The organism is Mesorhizobium sp. M0478 (genome assembly GCF_040321305.1).
Taxonomy (GTDB): Bacteria; Pseudomonadota; Alphaproteobacteria; order Rhizobiales; family Rhizobiaceae; genus Mesorhizobium.
In genome coordinates this window covers 112,470-127,140 of sequence record NZ_JAMYRH010000011.1, presented here as the reverse complement: position 1 = coordinate 127,140, position 14,671 = coordinate 112,470, and the positions used below count along the sequence as shown (strand labels likewise).

The following is a 14,671-nucleotide window of genomic DNA, read 5'->3' as shown; positions in this document are numbered from 1 at the left end:
GGTTCAGTCGTCGTCCTCGACCAGAGCCCGGTCGCCGCGATCGAGGATCAGCGGGATGATGAGATCTTCCTCGTCGGCCAGATGCCGCTTCAGCATGGCGATCAGCCGGCTGTTCTCGTCCGCATAGGCGTCGGCGGCGAAGCGTTGCCTGTCCTCGCTCTCCTCGAGCGTGCGGATGAAGGCGTTCGCCGTCTCGGCGTTGCGCTCCAACCCCTCATGAATGGTGTGATGGTCGGCATCGAGGATTTCGAAGCCGCGCTTCAGGCGCGGCTCCGCCTTGGCGAAAGCCGGGAAATATTGGTAGTCCTCGACATTGTGGTGGCCGTCGAGATTGCCGAGAAAGTGGTTCAGCCGCGGCGCGAACCAGCGCGCGAAATCCGGCGCCGTCAGCCTGCCTTCGCGATAGTCGCCAATGCCGTTGGTGAGCATGCCGCCCAGCTCTCGGAACATGTCGTGCCGCTGCAGCCACATGTTTGCCATGCCGTGGATGTCGGCGTGGCCCTGCCATGTCTCGCGCGGATATTTTTCCGCCAGCCAGCGCAGGTCTTCCGGCAGGCCGGCTCTTTCAAGCAGCAGAAAATTGGCTTCCACGACGTCAGTCTCCTTTGGTGACTAACATATGGGAGCGTTCAGATCAGATCGGTAGTCCCGTGATGCGCTCGATGAGGGCGATTCCCCAGACGCCGGCGACGATAACAACCGAAATCAGCACCGCCAGCGAGCCGCAGTCCTTGGCGAGCTGGATGTCGACGTTGAACTCGCGACTGAAGGCATCGCAGGCTGCCTCGATGCCGGTGTTCAGCACTTCGACCATGATGAGCAGCAGCACCGCGCCGATCAACAGCGCGTAGCCGCGCCACGAGACCGAGACGAACCAGCCGAGCGGCAGCGCCAGCACCAGCAGCATCAGTTCCTGCTGAAATGCCCTTTCGCTGGCGGCGAGCTTGCGAAAGGCTCGCACAGAATTGAAGTAAGCACCGATCAGCCGCTGCATGCCGCATCCCCTTCGAATCACCGGCAGGGGATATCGCAATGGCTGGATCAAGGGAATAAGGCAGCCGCCGCAAAATCACTCCTCCGCAACCTTGATCGGCGGCGTCGACTTCTCGAACTGCGGCAGTCCATCGTCGATCGTATAGTAATCGCCCTTGTCGCCGACAAAGATGTGGCATTGGCCTTCGAGCCCGGTCGGGTTGTCGAACGATCCGGCCAGAACCGAGACATAGGCATCCTGACCCGGCTTCCAGAACAGCACCGAGCCGCAGATCTTGCAAAAGCCGCGCTTGGCAAAGGAAGACGATTCGTACCAGCTGATGTTGTCGGCGCCGGTTATCGTGATGTCGCCGTCGGCGACGTTGGTCGCGGCGTAAAAATGCCCGCTCTGCTTGCGGCACTGCGAACAGTGGCAATAAATGACTCCGCGCAACGGCCCTCGCGTCTGGAAACGCACGGCTCCACACAGGCAAGATCCGCTGTGGTTGTTGCTCATCCCTACCTCCACCAGCCATCGTCCACGGCTTCGCCGCTGGCCGAGAGGATTTCAGTTTTGCCGCAGCCGGGCACCGGCAAATGCGACATGGGGTGGGCGTGTTCGGACCTGACCTCAGGATCTTTGCAAACCATTTCTGCAGCCTGCGGTAGAACGGACGCGTTACCTGGCGGCACATTAAGGAAACTTTAGCGCCGGCGCATCTATGGTCGTTGCCAAGCGAATGTCGCGATTGGGGACGTGTCTTTCGCAGGATGATCCGAAATACGGCTGGCACTCTCCGGTCGGCGGCATCTCGCACGGTCTGCGATGGTTCCCAGAGGCAGAGTGAACAGAACATGCAGCCGGCAGCCGTCCAGACCGACCGAAACAGCGACATTGCAACAGCCGTTGTGGCGACCATGCGTCAGCTCGGCGTGCTTGGCCTGCCGCGCAATTACGAAATCTTCTACGAAGCACTGAAAGGCACCAATCGCGAACTCGGCCTGGCCGTCGTCGCGCTGGGCAACCAGCCGACGCAGGACGATCTCGACCGCATCGGCCGCGCTTTCTTTGCCCAGCATCACGGTCCCGGCATTGTCGAGCAGGCGCGCGACGTGCTGGCCAGGGAACTCGAGGACATCGCCTTGTTGCTGCGCAGCGAACGTAGCCATATCGAGAAATACGGCAAGATCCTCGATGAGACATCGAGTGGCCTCGCCAACCGCAGCCTGCTTTCGCAGGATCTGCTGCAGAAGGTCGCCAGCGCCATGGCGGCGGCCACCAACTCGACCCTCGACCACGGCAAGCAGGTTGCAACCACGCTGAGCGACAAGACGGCGGAACTGGAGAGCGTCAAGTCGAAGCTTGAGGAGTACAAGCGGCTCGCCGACACCGACCCCTTGACGCATATCTGGAACCGCCGCGCCTTCGACAAGCAAATCACGGCGATTTACACCTCCAACAAGGGGATCCTGTTCAACGCCCTGATCCTTGCCGACATCGACCATTTCAAGGGTGTCAACGATCGCTACGGCCACCCGGTCGGCGACAAGATCATCCAGATCGTCGCTGAAATCTTCCAGACCAGCATCCGTGAAGACATGTTCGTTGCCCGCACCGGCGGCGAGGAATTCGCGCTGATCGTCGAGGGCGCCAGCGAGGATACCACTTACGAGATCGCCGAACGCATCCGCGTGCTGATCGAACAGACGCCGTTCACCAGCAGCCAGACCGGCGCCAATTACGGCACGGTGACCGTTTCCATGGGCATCTGCATGGCTTCCGAAGCGGAAAGCCCGGAGGATCTTTACACCAAGGCGGACCGGGCGCTCTACCGCTCCAAGGTTGGCGGGCGCAACCGCGTCACCCGGCACTCGACAATGGCCGGCCGCACCGGCAAGAACTGGCTGCTCTACAAGAAAGACTGACGCTTCGGCGTGCAGCCAATTCCCGGGCACAGGCAAATTTATCGGATCCCGCCTCTTTCCATATGAATTTCCGTGGACTATATTTTCCATGGAAAGAGAGAGGCCATGTCTGTTACACCACCCAATGCTGCCGCCCCTGATCTGACCGCGAAGGCGGCCGAAAACGCGGTTCTGACCAAGGCCACGCTGCGCGCCGCCGAACTCTTGGATATAACCGCCAGGGTGCTTGCGTCGATCATCGGCGTCTCGGAAGCCACGGTTTCACGCATGCGCAGGCAGGAATTCCTGCTGGAGCGCGGCACCAAGCCGTTCGAACTCGCGGTGCTGTTCGTGCGGCTGTTCCGTTCGCTCGATGCCATTGTCGGCGGTGACGAGACGATAGCCCGGGCATGGCTGAAGAACGCCAACACGGCTTTCGATGGCAGCCCGCTTGAAAAGATCCTCACTATTACCGGGCTTGTCGATGTCATTGCCTATCTGGACTCCCGACGCGCTCTCGTCTGAAGCCGTCCGGCTCGACGGCAAATACTGGCGCATGGTCGAGGCGCAGCACCGCGTCTCGACGCTGAAGATCGTCGACACGCTGGACGAACAGGCGCTGCTCGAGGATCTGATCGAGGAGACCAAGCCGCAAATCCCCATGGAATGCCGGCATCTCCACTATCTCCTGGCGACGCCCTTCCGCTACGGCTCGATCTATCCCTACGGCTCGCGCTTCCGCCGCGCCGGCCGCACCCTGGGTGTCTACTATGCCGCGGAGACGATCATGACGGCGGTCGCCGAAATGGCCTTCTACCGCTTGTTGTTCTTCGCCGATTCGCCCGACACGCCATGGCCGCACGACGCCGCCGAATACACCGCCTTCGCCGCCGCGATCCGTACCGACAAGGCCATCGACCTGACGCGGCCGCCGCTCGACCGCGACCGGGCCCATTGGACGCATCCGACCGACTATGCCGCCAGCCAGGCGATTGCCGATGTCGCGCGTGAGGCTGGGCTGGAGGCGATCCGTTACCGTTCGGCGCGCGACCCGAAGGGCGTCAATGTGGCGCTGCTGACATGCCGCGGCTTTACCAAGGCCAAGCCGCTGGAGCCGCACACATGGCGCATCCGGCTGGGCTCCCTCGGCGTCCAGGCGATCTGCGAATTTCCGGAAAGGCGCATCGAGTTTTCCAGAACCGCCTTTGCCAACGATCCCCGGCTCAACGGATTGCGCTGGGAACGCGGGCGTTGATCAAAACGAAAAAGCGCCGGATCTCTCCGGCGCTTTCCACTTCAATCTGAAAACGGGTTCAGCCGTTGGCCGCCTGCTTGTGCTGCACGGGATGGCTCTTCTTCAACAGGTCGGAGACGAGGAAAGCCAATTCGATCGCCTGGTCGGCGTTAAGGCGCGGGTCGCAATGGGTGTGGTAGCGGTCCTGCAATTCCTCTGCGGTGATGGCGCGGGCGCCGCCGGTGCATTCGGTGACGTTCTTGCCGGTCATTTCGACATGGATGCCGCCGGGATGCGTGCCTTCGGCGCGATGCACCTCGAAGAAGGTCTGGACTTCCTTGAGGATGCGGTCGAACGGCCGCGTCTTGTAGCCGGCTGCCTCGATCGTGTTGCCGTGCATCGGATCGGATGACCACACGACGCTGCGGCCTTCCTTCTGCACCGCGCGCACCAGCTTCGGCAGATGGTCGGCGACCTTGTCGGAGCCGAAGCGGGCGATCAGCGTCAGCCGGCCCGGCTCGTTCTCCGGATTGAGCAGGTCGATCAGCTCCAGCAAGCCGTCCGCCGTCAGCGACGGACCGCATTTGAGGCCGAGCGGGTTCTTGATGCCGCGGCAATATTCGACATGCGCATGGTCGGGCTGGCGGGTACGGTCGCCGATCCAGATCATGTGGCCTGACGTTGCGTACCAGTCGCCCGAGGTCGAATCGACGCGGGTCAGTGCTTCTTCATAGCCAAGCAGCAGCGCTTCGTGGCTGGTGTAGAAGTCGGTCTCGCGCAGCGCGTAATTGGTCTCGGAGGTGATGCCGACGGCCTTCATGAAGTCCATCGTCTCGGTGATGCGGTTGGCGAGCATGCCATACTTCTCGCCTTGCGGGCTGTCGGAGACGAAGCCCAGCATCCAGCGATGCACATTCTCCAGGCTGGCGTAGCCGCCTTGGGCGAAGGCACGCAGCAGGTTAAGCGTCGCCGCCGACTGGCGGTAGGCCATTTCCTGGCGGGCCGGGTCGGGAATGCGCGACTTCGGGTCGAACTCGATGCCGTTGATGATGTCGCCACGGTAGCTTGGCAGCGTCACCTCGCCCTTGGTCTCATTGTCAGACGAGCGCGGCTTCGCGAACTGGCCTGCGACACGGCCGACCTTCACCACCGGCTGCGCGCCGGCAAAGGTCAGCACCACCGACATCTGCAGGAAGACGCGGAAGAAGTCGCGGATGTTGTCGGCGCCATGTTCGGCGAAACTCTCGGCGCAATCACCGCCCTGCAGAAGGAATGCGTCGCCGGCAGCGACAGCCGCAAGCTGCTTCTTCAGCTTGCGCGCCTCACCGGCAAAAACCAGCGGCGGAAAGGTGGCGAGCTGGGCTTCCGTGTTCTTCAGCGCGGCGAGGTCCGGATAGGCAGGAACCTGCTTGATCGGCTTTGCTCTCCAAGAATTCGGCGACCATTTCGTCATCGCTGCACCCAAACGCTCTTTCCAGCAGGCTTTTGCCCGCCATTCCCGCCCCATATGGGGATGGCGGCTCCATACACGAAGCCGATTTCCTATTCTAGACCGGAATTCAAGCGCTGGCGAATGGTAGCCGGCGGGCTATGCGGCCTTCTCCACCAGCCGCGCCAACTGCGTCATGACGACAGCCGAGCCCGCCAGGCGCTTTTCCGCCGTCGGCCAGTCGCGGATGAAGACCACGCTGTGGTCGGCCCTGATCTTGGCCAGCGAGCCCTGTTCGCCGATGTACTTGACCAGCCCGACCGGGTTCGAAAACTCGCGCTTGCGGAAGTGGATGACGACGCCCTTGGGGCCGGCATCGAGCTTTTCGACATTGGCCCTCCGGCAGAGTGCCTTGATGAAGACGATCTTGAGCAGATGCTTCACTTCCTCCGGCAGCGGGCCGAAGCGGTCGATCAGCTCGGCGCCGAAAGCATCGATCTCCTCGGTGCTTTCGAGATCGCCAAGGCGGCGGTAGAGCGCCAGCCTGAGCTGCAGGTCCGGCACATAGCTTTCCGGGATCATGACCGCCGTGCCCACCGCGATCTGCGGCGACCAGCCGCCATCCTGCACCTCACCGGAATCCTTCACCTCGGCCACCGCCTCCTCCAGCATCTGCTGGTAGAGCTCAAAGCCGACCTCCTTGATGTGTCCGGATTGTTCTTCGCCGAGTAGATTGCCGGCGCCCCTGATGTCGAGGTCGTGGCTGGCGAGCTGGAAGCCGGCGCCAAGCGTGTCCAGCGATTGCAGCACCTTCAGCCGGCGCTCGGCGGTGTCGGTGAGCTTGCGATTGGCCGGCAGCGTGAACAACGCATATGCCCGCACCTTGGAACGGCCGACGCGGCCGCGCAGCTGGTAGAGCTGCGACAGGCCGAACATATCGGCGCGATGGATGATCAGCGTGTTGGCGGTCGGAATGTCGAGCCCGGATTCGACGATGGTGGTCGACAACAGCACGTCGTACTGGCCGTCATAGAAGGCGTTCATGATGTCGTCGAGTTCGCCCGGCGGCATCTGGCCATGGGCCACCGCCACCTTCAGCTCGGGGACGGATTCGCGCAGGAAATCATGGATTTCGGCGAGATCGCTGATGCGCGGAACGACATAGAAGGAATGGCCGCCGCGGTAGCGTTCGCGCAGCAGCGTCTCGCGGATGACCAGCGGGTCGAAAGGCGAGATGAAGGTGCGCACCGCCATGCGGTCGACCGGCGGCGTGGCGATCAGCGACAGTTCGCGCACGCCGGTCAAGGCAAGCTGCAGCGTGCGCGGGATCGGCGTCGCCGACAGCGTCAGCACGTGGACGTCGGTCTTGAGGTCCTTCAGCCGTTCCTTGTGCTTGACGCCAAAATGCTGCTCCTCGTCGATGATCAGCAGGCCGAGATTCTTGAACGAGATCGCCGACCCGAGCAGTGCATGGGTGCCGATGACGATGTCGACCTGCCCCTCGGCGATGGCTTTCTTGGTTTCCGCCAGTTCCTTGGCGCCGACCAGCCGCGAGGCCTGGCCGACGCGGATCGGCAGGCCGGAGAAGCGCTGCGAAAAAGTCTTGAAATGCTGGCGCGACAACAGCGTCGTCGGCACCACGACCGCGACCTGGAACCCTTCCATCGCCGCGATGAAGGCGGCGCGCAACGCCACTTCGGTCTTGCCGAAGCCGACATCGCCGCAGATCAGCCGGTCCATCGGCTTGCCGGCGCCGAGATCGTCCACGACGGCATCGATCGCGCCCTGCTGGTCGTCGGTCTCCTCATAGGGAAAGCGCGCCGAGAATTCGCCGTAAAGCCCTTCCGCCGGCACCATGGGCGGCGCGGTACGCATCTGGCGCTCGGCGGCAATGCGGATCAACTGTCCGGCCATGTCGAGCAGGCGCTTCTTCAGCCGCGCCTTGCGCGACTGCCAGGCGCCGCCGCCGAGCTTGTCCAGCGTCGCCTCGGCTGTGTCAGAGCCGTAGCGCGACAGAAGCTCGATGTTTTCCACCGGCAGGAACAGCCGGTCGTCGCCGGCATAGTGGATTTCCAGGCAGTCATGCGGCGCGCCGACCGCCTCGATGGTGCGCAGGCCGATGAAGCGGCCAATGCCGTGATCGGCGTGGACGACGATGTCGCCGGCCGACAGCGACGAGGCCTCGGCGATGAAATCCGACGCGCGCTTCTTGCGCTTCGAGCGGCGGATCAGCCGGTCGCCCAGAATGTCCTGCTCGGCGACGACGACCAGCTGTTCGGTCTCGAAGCCGGATTCCAGCGGCAGCACGGCGAGTACCGCCTGCCCCGGCTCGAGCTTTTCCGCCTCGGCCAGCGTCGCCACCGGCACGAGATTGCCGAGATGGTGCTCGGCCAGGATCTGGCCCAACCGGTCGAGCGAGCCTTCGGTCCAGCCGGCGACGATGACCCGGCGGCGCGCCGCGCGCTCGTCAGCGATGTGTTTTACGACGACATCGAAGACGTTGATGTTTGGGTCAGCCCGTTCCTCGGCAAAGCTGCGGCCATGGCGCGAGCCGCCATGGAAGACCTTCTTGGCCCCGACATCGGGCGCGTCGAAGGCGGTGAAGTCGATGGCTTCGCGCGGTCCGAGCGACGCCACGAGGTTTTCCGGTGAGAGATAGAGCAGGTCCGGCGCCACCGGCTTGTAGGGCACGGCGTCCTTCAACGCGGCGTCGGCCTGTTTGCGGCGCGCTTCGTAGTGGTCGAGGATTAGCGTGTGACGCTCAGCCAGCGCTTCGTGCGCCAGATGGTCGAAGATGACAGGCGCATCCGGCAGATAATCAAACACTGTCTCCAGCCGCTCGTAGAACAGCGGCAGCCAGTGCTCCATGCCGGCAAAGCGCCGCCCTTCGCTCACCGCCGCATAAAGGCCGTCGTCGCGCTGCGGCGCGCCAAAGGCTTCGATATAGGAGCGGCGGAAGCGGCTGATGGTTTCGGGGGTCAGCGCCACTTCACTCATCGCCTGCAGCGCCATCGACTTGCGCTGGCCGGTGGTGCGCTGCGTGGCGGCGTCGAAGACGCGGATCGATTCCAGCGTGTCGCCGAAGAAATCGAGCCGCAGTGCTTCCGTCCAGCCGGGTGCGTAGAGGTCGAGGATGCCGCCGCGCACGGCGAATTCGCCGATACCGCGCACCGTCGGCACTCGCTCGAAGCCGGAAATCTCCAGCCGGGACACCAGCGCGTTCATGTCGATTTGGTTGCCGGGCTTTGCGTGGAAAGTCTGCGCTTCGACCAGATCGGCCGGCGGAATGCGCTGCAGCAGCGCATTGGCAGTGGTCAGGATGACCGCGCGATGCGGCTTTTTTGCCAGCGCGATCATTGCCGTCAGGGCGTCGAGCCGCTTGGCGGCGGCATCGGAGCCTGGCGAAACGCGGTCATAGGGCAGGCAATCCCAGGCCGGCAACTCCAGCACCGGCAGGCCGGGGGCGGCAAAGGTCAGCGCCTCGATGATCGACGGCAGGCGCTGGCCGTCGCGCGCCACGAACAGCACCGGTTTGTCAGGCGCAATCTCATGGATCGCCTGCACCAGCGCAAAGGCTTCGTAGCCATCGGCAACGCCGTCGACGATGAACTGGCCGGCACGGCCTTTCGGCAGACCGATTTTGGGAATGAGGCTCATGGTTGCACGTTTAAAATGTCATGGTCCGGCGCGATGCCAGGATCTTTTGCAGGACGGCACAGTCGATATTCCTGGGAACCGGGCGTTCGCCGGTGACCATGGGCAGGAATTCGGTGTCGGGGATGTCGAGGAGCCTTTCATATTGGTCGATTTCATCGCCGGTCAAGGCGCCGATCTCGTTGTCGGCAAACGTACCGAGGATAAGGTCCATCTCGCGCATCCCGCGATGCCAGGAGCGGAACAACAGCTTGCGGCGCCTGATATCCAGCCCCTCGCTTGATCGTTTCGTCCCGGTCATCGTGCCGCATCCTTGCTTGGTGCGGCGCATATAGCGTGGATAGAGGGCGGTGTCAGCCTTGCAACGCACGGGTGGGCGGCTAAACATCCCTGGTGTGAAGAACACTCCTGACAACGCTGGTGCCGGACACCGCCCGCACTTCACCCTCCCCCTTGTGGGGAGGGTCGGCGAGCACGCTTCGCAAAGCGAAGCGAGTGAGACGGGGTGGGGGTGCGGCGCTGACCTACCGACTTCCTCGAAAGTTAGCCGCGCACCTACCCCCATCCCGCTCCGCTTCGAGGATCGACCCTCCCCACAGGGGGGAGAGTGAAGCCATGCGCCCCTCCCTCCTCGACCCTCTCTTCGTCCCGATCACTTCGCTTGCCGGCGTCGGCCCCAAGGTTGGCGCTCTGATCGAGAAGGTGGTGGCGGCCGATCTCGGCGAACGGCCGGCGCGCGCCGGCGACCTGTTGTTCGTTCTGCCGCACACCGTCATAGACCGCCGCAATCGTCCCGGCATCGCGCTTGCGCCGGCCGGCGCCATCGTCACGCTCGACGTGCGCATCGACCGCCACCAGCCGCCGCCGCGCGGCAACCGGTCGGTGCCTTACCGCGTCTATGCCCATGACGACACCGGCGAGATCGGCCTGATCTTCTTCCACGCCCATGCCGCCTATCTCGAAAAGGCGATGCCGGTGGGCGAGCATGTCGTCGTCTCCGGCCGCATGGAGTGGTTCAACGGCCGCCCGACCATGGTCCATCCCGACCATATCGCCCTGGTGAGCGAGGCGGAAACACTGCCGCTGGTCGAACCGGTCTATCCGCTGACCGCCGGCCTGTCGGGCAAGGTGCTGCGCCGCGCCATCGGCCAGGCGCTCGGCCGGCTGCCGGAATTGTCGGAATGGCAGGACGGCGCCTTCATGCGCAAGCAGACTTTCCCCGCCTTCGCCGACGCGCTCGCCCGCATCCACTATCCCGCGGACCCGATCGATGTCGCCATCGAGGGGGTGGCATGGCGCCGCCTTGCCTATGACGAGCTTCTCGCCGGCCAGGTCTCGCTGGCATTGGTGCGGGCAAAAGTGCGCCGCCTGTCGGGCCGGCCGCTCATCGGCGACGGTCGCATCGTTGAGAAACTGCGCGCAGCCCTGCCCTATTCATTGACCGGCAGCCAGGAATTCGCGCTTGCCGAAATCAATGCCGATCTGGCCGACCCCGAGCGCATGCTGCGCCTGCTGCAAGGCGATGTCGGCTCCGGCAAGACGGTGGTGGCGCTGCTGGCCATGGGGCGCGCAGTCGAGGCCGGTGGCCAGGCGGCATTGATGGCGCCGACCGAGATCCTGGCGCGCCAGCATCTGGCGACGATCACGCCTTTGGCCGAACAGGCCGGCCTGCGCGTCGCTATCCTGACCGGCCGCGAAAAGGGCCGCGAACGCACTGAAACGCTATCAGGTCTCGCCAGCGGCGAGATCGACATCGTCGTCGGCACCCATGCGCTGTTCCAGGAAACGGTGACCTATCACGACCTCGTCTTTGCCGTGGTCGACGAGCAACACCGCTTCGGCGTCCACCAGCGGCTTGCCATCACCGCCAAGGGCGACGCCCCCGACATGCTGGTGATGACGGCGACGCCGATCCCGCGCACTCTGGTGCTGACCGCCTTCGGCGACATGGACGTCTCCAAGCTGACGGAAAAACCGATCGGCCGCCAGCCGATCCGCACCGTCACGCTGCCACTGGAACGGCTGGACGAGTTGGTCGGTCGCATGCTGGACGCGGTTGCCGACGGCCAGAAGATCTACTGGATCTGCCCGCTGGTCGAGGAATCCGAAGAGATCAAGCTGATGTCGGCCGAGGACCGTTTTGCCTCGCTGCAGCCCTTGTTCGGCGATCGCATCGGCCTCGTCCACGGCCGCATGAAGGGTGCCGAAAAGGACGAGGCGATGCGCGCCTTCAAGGCCGGCGAAACCCGCATCCTGATCGCCACCACCGTTATCGAGGTCGGCGTCGACGTGCCGGACGCCACGATCATGGTCATCGAGCATGCCGAGCGTTTTGGCCTGGCGCAACTGCACCAGCTGCGCGGCCGCGTCGGGCGCGGCGACAAGCCTTCTTCCTGCGTGCTGCTTTACAAGGACCCGCTCGGCGAGACGGCAAAGCGCCGGCTGTCGGTGATGCGCGAGACCGAGGACGGTTTCCTGATCGCCGAAGAGGATCTGAAGCTGCGCGGCGAAGGCGAATTGCTCGGCACCCGCCAGTCCGGCACGCCGGGCTTCCAGGTGGCGCGCATCGAGGTGCACGCCGACTTGCTCGAAGCAGCCCGCGACGATGCAAGGCTGATCCTGTCGCGCGACCCGGAACTACAGTCTGAGCGCGGCGAGGCGCTGCGCCTGCTGCTCTATTTGTTCGGCCGCGACGAGGCCGTACGGCTCTTGCGCGCCGGCTGAGCGCCCTCGGCGATCAGCCCGCCAAGCGGCGGGTTGGCGAGATCTCCGTCGATCGGCTGGCCGTTCATCGTCACCATTTTCGGCTTGACTTCGGGCGCCACCAGCCCGGCCGAGACGATCAGCCTGGCGCCGTCCTCGATCGTCATGTCGAGCAGCACGATGTCGGATTTCGGCACGTACATCAGGAAACCGGTGGTAGGGTTCGGCGTGCACGGCATGAACACGGCGATCATCGGGTCGCCTGCATGGTCGAGCTTCTGGTTGATCTCGGTTTCCTTCTCGCTGGCGACGAAGACCAGCGACCAGACGCCTTTTCGCGGATATTCGACCAGCCCGACCTGGCGGAACATATCGCCCTTGTTCGATAGCACCGTCTGGAAAATCTGCTTCAGCGAACCGTAGATGCCGCGCACCAGCGGCATACGGCCAAGCAGCCGTTCGCCGAAATTGACGATGGCGCGACCGACGATGTTGGCGGTCATGAAGCCGATCAGCGTGATCAGCACGAGCGCCACGATCAGGCCGAAGCCGGGCACCGGAAACGGCAAATAGGTGTCGGGGCTGTAGCGCGCCGGAATGTACGGCTTCACCCAGGAATCGACCCAGCCGACGAACGACCAGGCGATATAGGCGGTGATCGCCAGCGGCGCGCAGACGATAAAGCCTGTGAGGAAATAGTTCCTCAGCCGGGTCATGCCGGAAGTTCTGGGAGCATCGGACATGGTTCACCGGGGATGCGGGTTGCAGCGCCACACTAGTGAAGCGGACGGCGCTTTGGAACTGCGAAGTTTTTTAGACCCCCGATGAGCGCCGACTACTCCACGGTCACCGATTTCGCCAGATTGCGCGGCTGGTCGACGTCCGTCCCCATGAACACGGCGGCGTAGTAGGCCAGCATCTGGATCGGCAGCGCATAGATGATCGGCGAGATGATTTCCGGCACGTCAGGCAGGATGATCGTCTCCATCGTCTTCAAGCTCACCTGAGCCGCGCCCTTGGCGTCGGTGATCAGGATGATCTTGCCGCCGCGCGCCGCCACCTCCTGCATGTTCGACACAGTCTTTTCGAAGATGCGGTCATGCGGCGCGATGACGATGACCGGCATGTTTTCGTCGATCAGTGCGATCGGGCCATGCTTCAGTTCGCCCGCGGCATAACCCTCGGCATGGATGTAGGAGATTTCCTTGAGTTTCAGCGCGCCTTCCATGGCGAGCGGGAAATTGGTGTCGCGGCCGAGATAGAGCACGTCCTTGTAGCGCGAGATTTCGCGCGCGATGCGCTCGATCTGCTCCTCGAGCTTGAGCACCTGGTTGGCGTAGCGAGGCGCCTCCGAAAGAGCGCGCACCAGCGTCTTTTCCTCGTCCTTCGAGATCGTGCCGCGGGCCACACCCGCACGCACCGCCAGCGAGGCCAGCACCGAAAGCTGGCAGGTGAAAGCCTTGGTCGAGGCGACGCCGATCTCCGGCCCGGCCAACGTCGGCAGCACGACGTCGGATTCGCGCGCCATGGTCGATTCGCGCACATTGACGATGGCGCCGATCTTCATGCCCGCCTTGCGGCAATAGCGCAGCGAGGCCAGCGTGTCGGCGGTTTCGCCGGACTGCGAGATGAAGAAGGCAGCATCATCAGCCGATAACGGCATTTCGCGATAGCGGAATTCCGAGGCGACATCGATGTCGACCGGCAGCCGCGCATAGCGCTCGAACCAGTATTTGCTGATCAACCCCGCGAGATAGGCGGTGCCGCAGGCCGAGATCGCCAGCCGGCCGATCTTAGCGAAGTCGAACGGCAGTTCCAGCGGCTTCGACACGCCAGAGACGAAATCGACATAGTGCGCCAGCGTATGCGAGATCACTTCGGGCTGTTCATGGATTTCCTTTTCCATGAAATGGCGGCGGTTGCCCTTGTCGACCATGAAGCTGGTCGACAGTGATTGCTGGCGCTTGCGGGCAACCTCTTTGCCGTCGATGTCGAAGATGGTGACGCCATCGCGGCGCACCACCGCCCAGTCGCCGTCTTCGAGATAGGTGATGGAATTGGTGAACGGCGCCAGCGCGATGGCGTCGGAGCCCAGAAACATCTCGCCATCGCCATGGCCGACGGCCAGCGGCGGGCCATTGCGGGCGCCGACGATGAGATCCTCGTCGCCGGTGAACATGATGGCCAGAGCAAAGGCGCCTTCCAGCCGCTTCAGCGCCTGGTGCGCCGCCTCGATCGGCTTCAGCCCTTTGGCAAGCTGCCGCGCCACCAGATGCGCTACGACCTCGGTATCGGTCTGCGACGAGAAGGAATAGCCGTCGCGGATCAGCTCATCGCGCAACTCGGCGAAATTCTCGATGATGCCGTTGTGAACGATGGCGACGCCGTCGGAGAAATGCGGATGGGCGTTGGTCTCGTTGGGCACGCCATGTGTGGCCCAGCGCGTGTGGCCGATGCCGATCGTGCCATCGAGCGGCTCGTCCTTCAGCCGGCGTTCGAGGTTGATCAGCTTGCCTTCGGCGCGGCGGCGGCCAAGCCGGCCATGCTCGATCGTGGCGACACCGGCCGAGTCATAGCCGCGATATTCCAGCCGCTTCAAAGCATCGACGATGAGCGGCGCGACTTGGCTCTGGCCGACAATTCCGACGATACCGCACATGCGCCTGCCCCCGATTCACCTGGAAAACCAGTCCGATGGAAAACCAGCGCTATCTAGGGATTGCCGGCCCGCCGCGAAAGTCACTTTGCGTTTCGTCTGCTGTAACGGAACGCTT

12 protein-coding genes are annotated in these 14,671 nt (G+C 63.7%); 4 read left to right on the top strand and 8 right to left on the bottom strand.

Going from position 1 to position 14,671, the window contains the following annotated elements; translation table 11 throughout:
• Window positions 1-3: 3 nt before the first annotated feature.
• The 3 genes from NKI64_RS23845 to NKI64_RS23835 all read right to left on the bottom strand — a co-directional run bounded on the left by NKI64_RS23845 (window position 4) and on the right by NKI64_RS23835 (window position 1,489).
• Entirely contained in the window at window positions 4-591 is a 588-nt protein-coding gene (locus NKI64_RS23845; protein WP_352520446.1) for a hemerythrin domain-containing protein, read from the bottom strand.
• A 43-nt stretch (window positions 592-634) separates the two neighbouring features.
• A complete protein-coding gene (locus NKI64_RS23840; protein WP_023667554.1) occupies window positions 635-994 on the bottom strand; it encodes a diacylglycerol kinase in 360 nt (119 codons plus the stop codon).
• A 75-nt stretch (window positions 995-1,069) separates the two neighbouring features.
• On the bottom strand, window positions 1,070-1,489 hold the full coding sequence (locus NKI64_RS23835) for a GFA family protein (protein ID WP_023681554.1): 420 nt from the start codon (window positions 1,487-1,489) through the stop codon (window positions 1,070-1,072).
• A gap of 338 nt (window positions 1,490-1,827) precedes the next feature.
• On the opposite strand from NKI64_RS23835, the gene NKI64_RS23830 reads away from it, so the two are divergent.
• From NKI64_RS23830 to NKI64_RS23820, 3 genes are all read left to right on the top strand, one after another.
• On the top strand, window positions 1,828-2,898 hold the full coding sequence (locus tag NKI64_RS23830) for a GGDEF domain-containing protein (protein ID WP_023681555.1): 1,071 nt from the start codon (window positions 1,828-1,830) through the stop codon (window positions 2,896-2,898).
• A gap of 105 nt (window positions 2,899-3,003) precedes the next feature.
• Window positions 3,004-3,402, top strand: coding sequence for an MbcA/ParS/Xre antitoxin family protein (locus NKI64_RS23825; protein ID WP_023701176.1), 399 nt, complete (start codon window positions 3,004-3,006; stop codon window positions 3,400-3,402).
• Complete coding sequence (locus NKI64_RS23820; RefSeq protein WP_023734445.1) at window positions 3,362-4,132, top strand: RES family NAD+ phosphorylase; 771 nt, start codon at window positions 3,362-3,364, stop codon at window positions 4,130-4,132. Before NKI64_RS23825 ends, NKI64_RS23820 begins: the two co-directional genes overlap by 41 nt.
• 58 nt (window positions 4,133-4,190) lie before the next feature.
• Here the strand turns inward: NKI64_RS23820 and NKI64_RS23815 are convergent, their stop codons facing one another.
• The 3 genes from NKI64_RS23815 to NKI64_RS23805 all read right to left on the bottom strand — a co-directional run bounded on the left by NKI64_RS23815 (window position 4,191) and on the right by NKI64_RS23805 (window position 9,495).
• A complete protein-coding gene (locus NKI64_RS23815; protein WP_352459085.1) occupies window positions 4,191-5,564 on the bottom strand; it encodes a class II 3-deoxy-7-phosphoheptulonate synthase in 1,374 nt (457 codons plus the stop codon).
• Window positions 5,565-5,699: 135 nt separating this feature from the next.
• On the bottom strand, window positions 5,700-9,197 hold the full coding sequence (gene mfd / locus NKI64_RS23810) for a transcription-repair coupling factor (protein WP_027050383.1): 3,498 nt from the start codon (window positions 9,195-9,197) through the stop codon (window positions 5,700-5,702).
• Between the two features lie 10 nt (window positions 9,198-9,207).
• A complete protein-coding gene (locus NKI64_RS23805; RefSeq protein ID WP_023681561.1) occupies window positions 9,208-9,495 on the bottom strand; it encodes an FAD assembly factor SdhE in 288 nt (95 codons plus the stop codon).
• A gap of 314 nt (window positions 9,496-9,809) precedes the next feature.
• On the opposite strand from NKI64_RS23805, the gene recG reads away from it, so the two are divergent.
• Window positions 9,810-11,918, top strand: a complete 2,109-nt coding sequence (gene recG / locus NKI64_RS23800) for an ATP-dependent DNA helicase RecG (RefSeq protein WP_027050382.1) — start codon at window positions 9,810-9,812, stop codon at window positions 11,916-11,918.
• On the opposite strand, the gene NKI64_RS23795 is transcribed toward recG, so the two are convergent.
• Both NKI64_RS23795 and glmS read right to left on the bottom strand, forming a co-directional pair.
• Window positions 11,870-12,640, bottom strand: coding sequence for a DUF502 domain-containing protein (locus tag NKI64_RS23795; protein WP_031193123.1), 771 nt, complete (start codon window positions 12,638-12,640; stop codon window positions 11,870-11,872). The genes recG and NKI64_RS23795 overlap by 49 nt on opposite strands.
• A gap of 92 nt (window positions 12,641-12,732) precedes the next feature.
• Complete coding sequence (glmS, locus tag NKI64_RS23790) at window positions 12,733-14,556, bottom strand: glutamine--fructose-6-phosphate transaminase (isomerizing) (protein ID WP_352444069.1); 1,824 nt, start codon at window positions 14,554-14,556, stop codon at window positions 12,733-12,735.
• Between the last annotated feature and the right edge of the window lie 115 nt (window positions 14,557-14,671).

Excerpts from the sequence above, each read along its gene's own strand:
- NKI64_RS23820 (WP_023734445.1), top strand. The coding sequence starts at position 3,362 with ATGTCATTGCCTATCTGGACTCCCGACGCGCTCTCGTCTGAAGCCGTC.
- glmS (WP_352444069.1), bottom strand. The coding sequence starts at position 14,556 with ATGTGCGGTATCGTCGGAATTGTCGGCCAGAGCCAAGTCGCGCCGCTC.
- NKI64_RS23835 (WP_023681554.1), bottom strand. The coding sequence starts at position 1,489 with ATGAGCAACAACCACAGCGGATCTTGCCTGTGTGGAGCCGTGCGTTTC.
- mfd (WP_027050383.1), bottom strand. The coding sequence starts at position 9,197 with ATGAGCCTCATTCCCAAAATCGGTCTGCCGAAAGGCCGTGCCGGCCAG.
- NKI64_RS23795 (WP_031193123.1), bottom strand. The coding sequence starts at position 12,640 with ATGTCCGATGCTCCCAGAACTTCCGGCATGACCCGGCTGAGGAACTAT.
- NKI64_RS23815 (WP_352459085.1), bottom strand. The coding sequence starts at position 5,564 with ATGACGAAATGGTCGCCGAATTCTTGGAGAGCAAAGCCGATCAAGCAG.
- NKI64_RS23830 (WP_023681555.1), top strand. The coding sequence starts at position 1,828 with ATGCAGCCGGCAGCCGTCCAGACCGACCGAAACAGCGACATTGCAACA.
- NKI64_RS23825 (WP_023701176.1), top strand. The coding sequence starts at position 3,004 with ATGTCTGTTACACCACCCAATGCTGCCGCCCCTGATCTGACCGCGAAG.
- recG (WP_027050382.1), top strand. The coding sequence starts at position 9,810 with ATGCGCCCCTCCCTCCTCGACCCTCTCTTCGTCCCGATCACTTCGCTT.
- NKI64_RS23805 (WP_023681561.1), bottom strand. The coding sequence starts at position 9,495 with ATGACCGGGACGAAACGATCAAGCGAGGGGCTGGATATCAGGCGCCGC.
- NKI64_RS23840 (WP_023667554.1), bottom strand. The coding sequence starts at position 994 with ATGCAGCGGCTGATCGGTGCTTACTTCAATTCTGTGCGAGCCTTTCGC.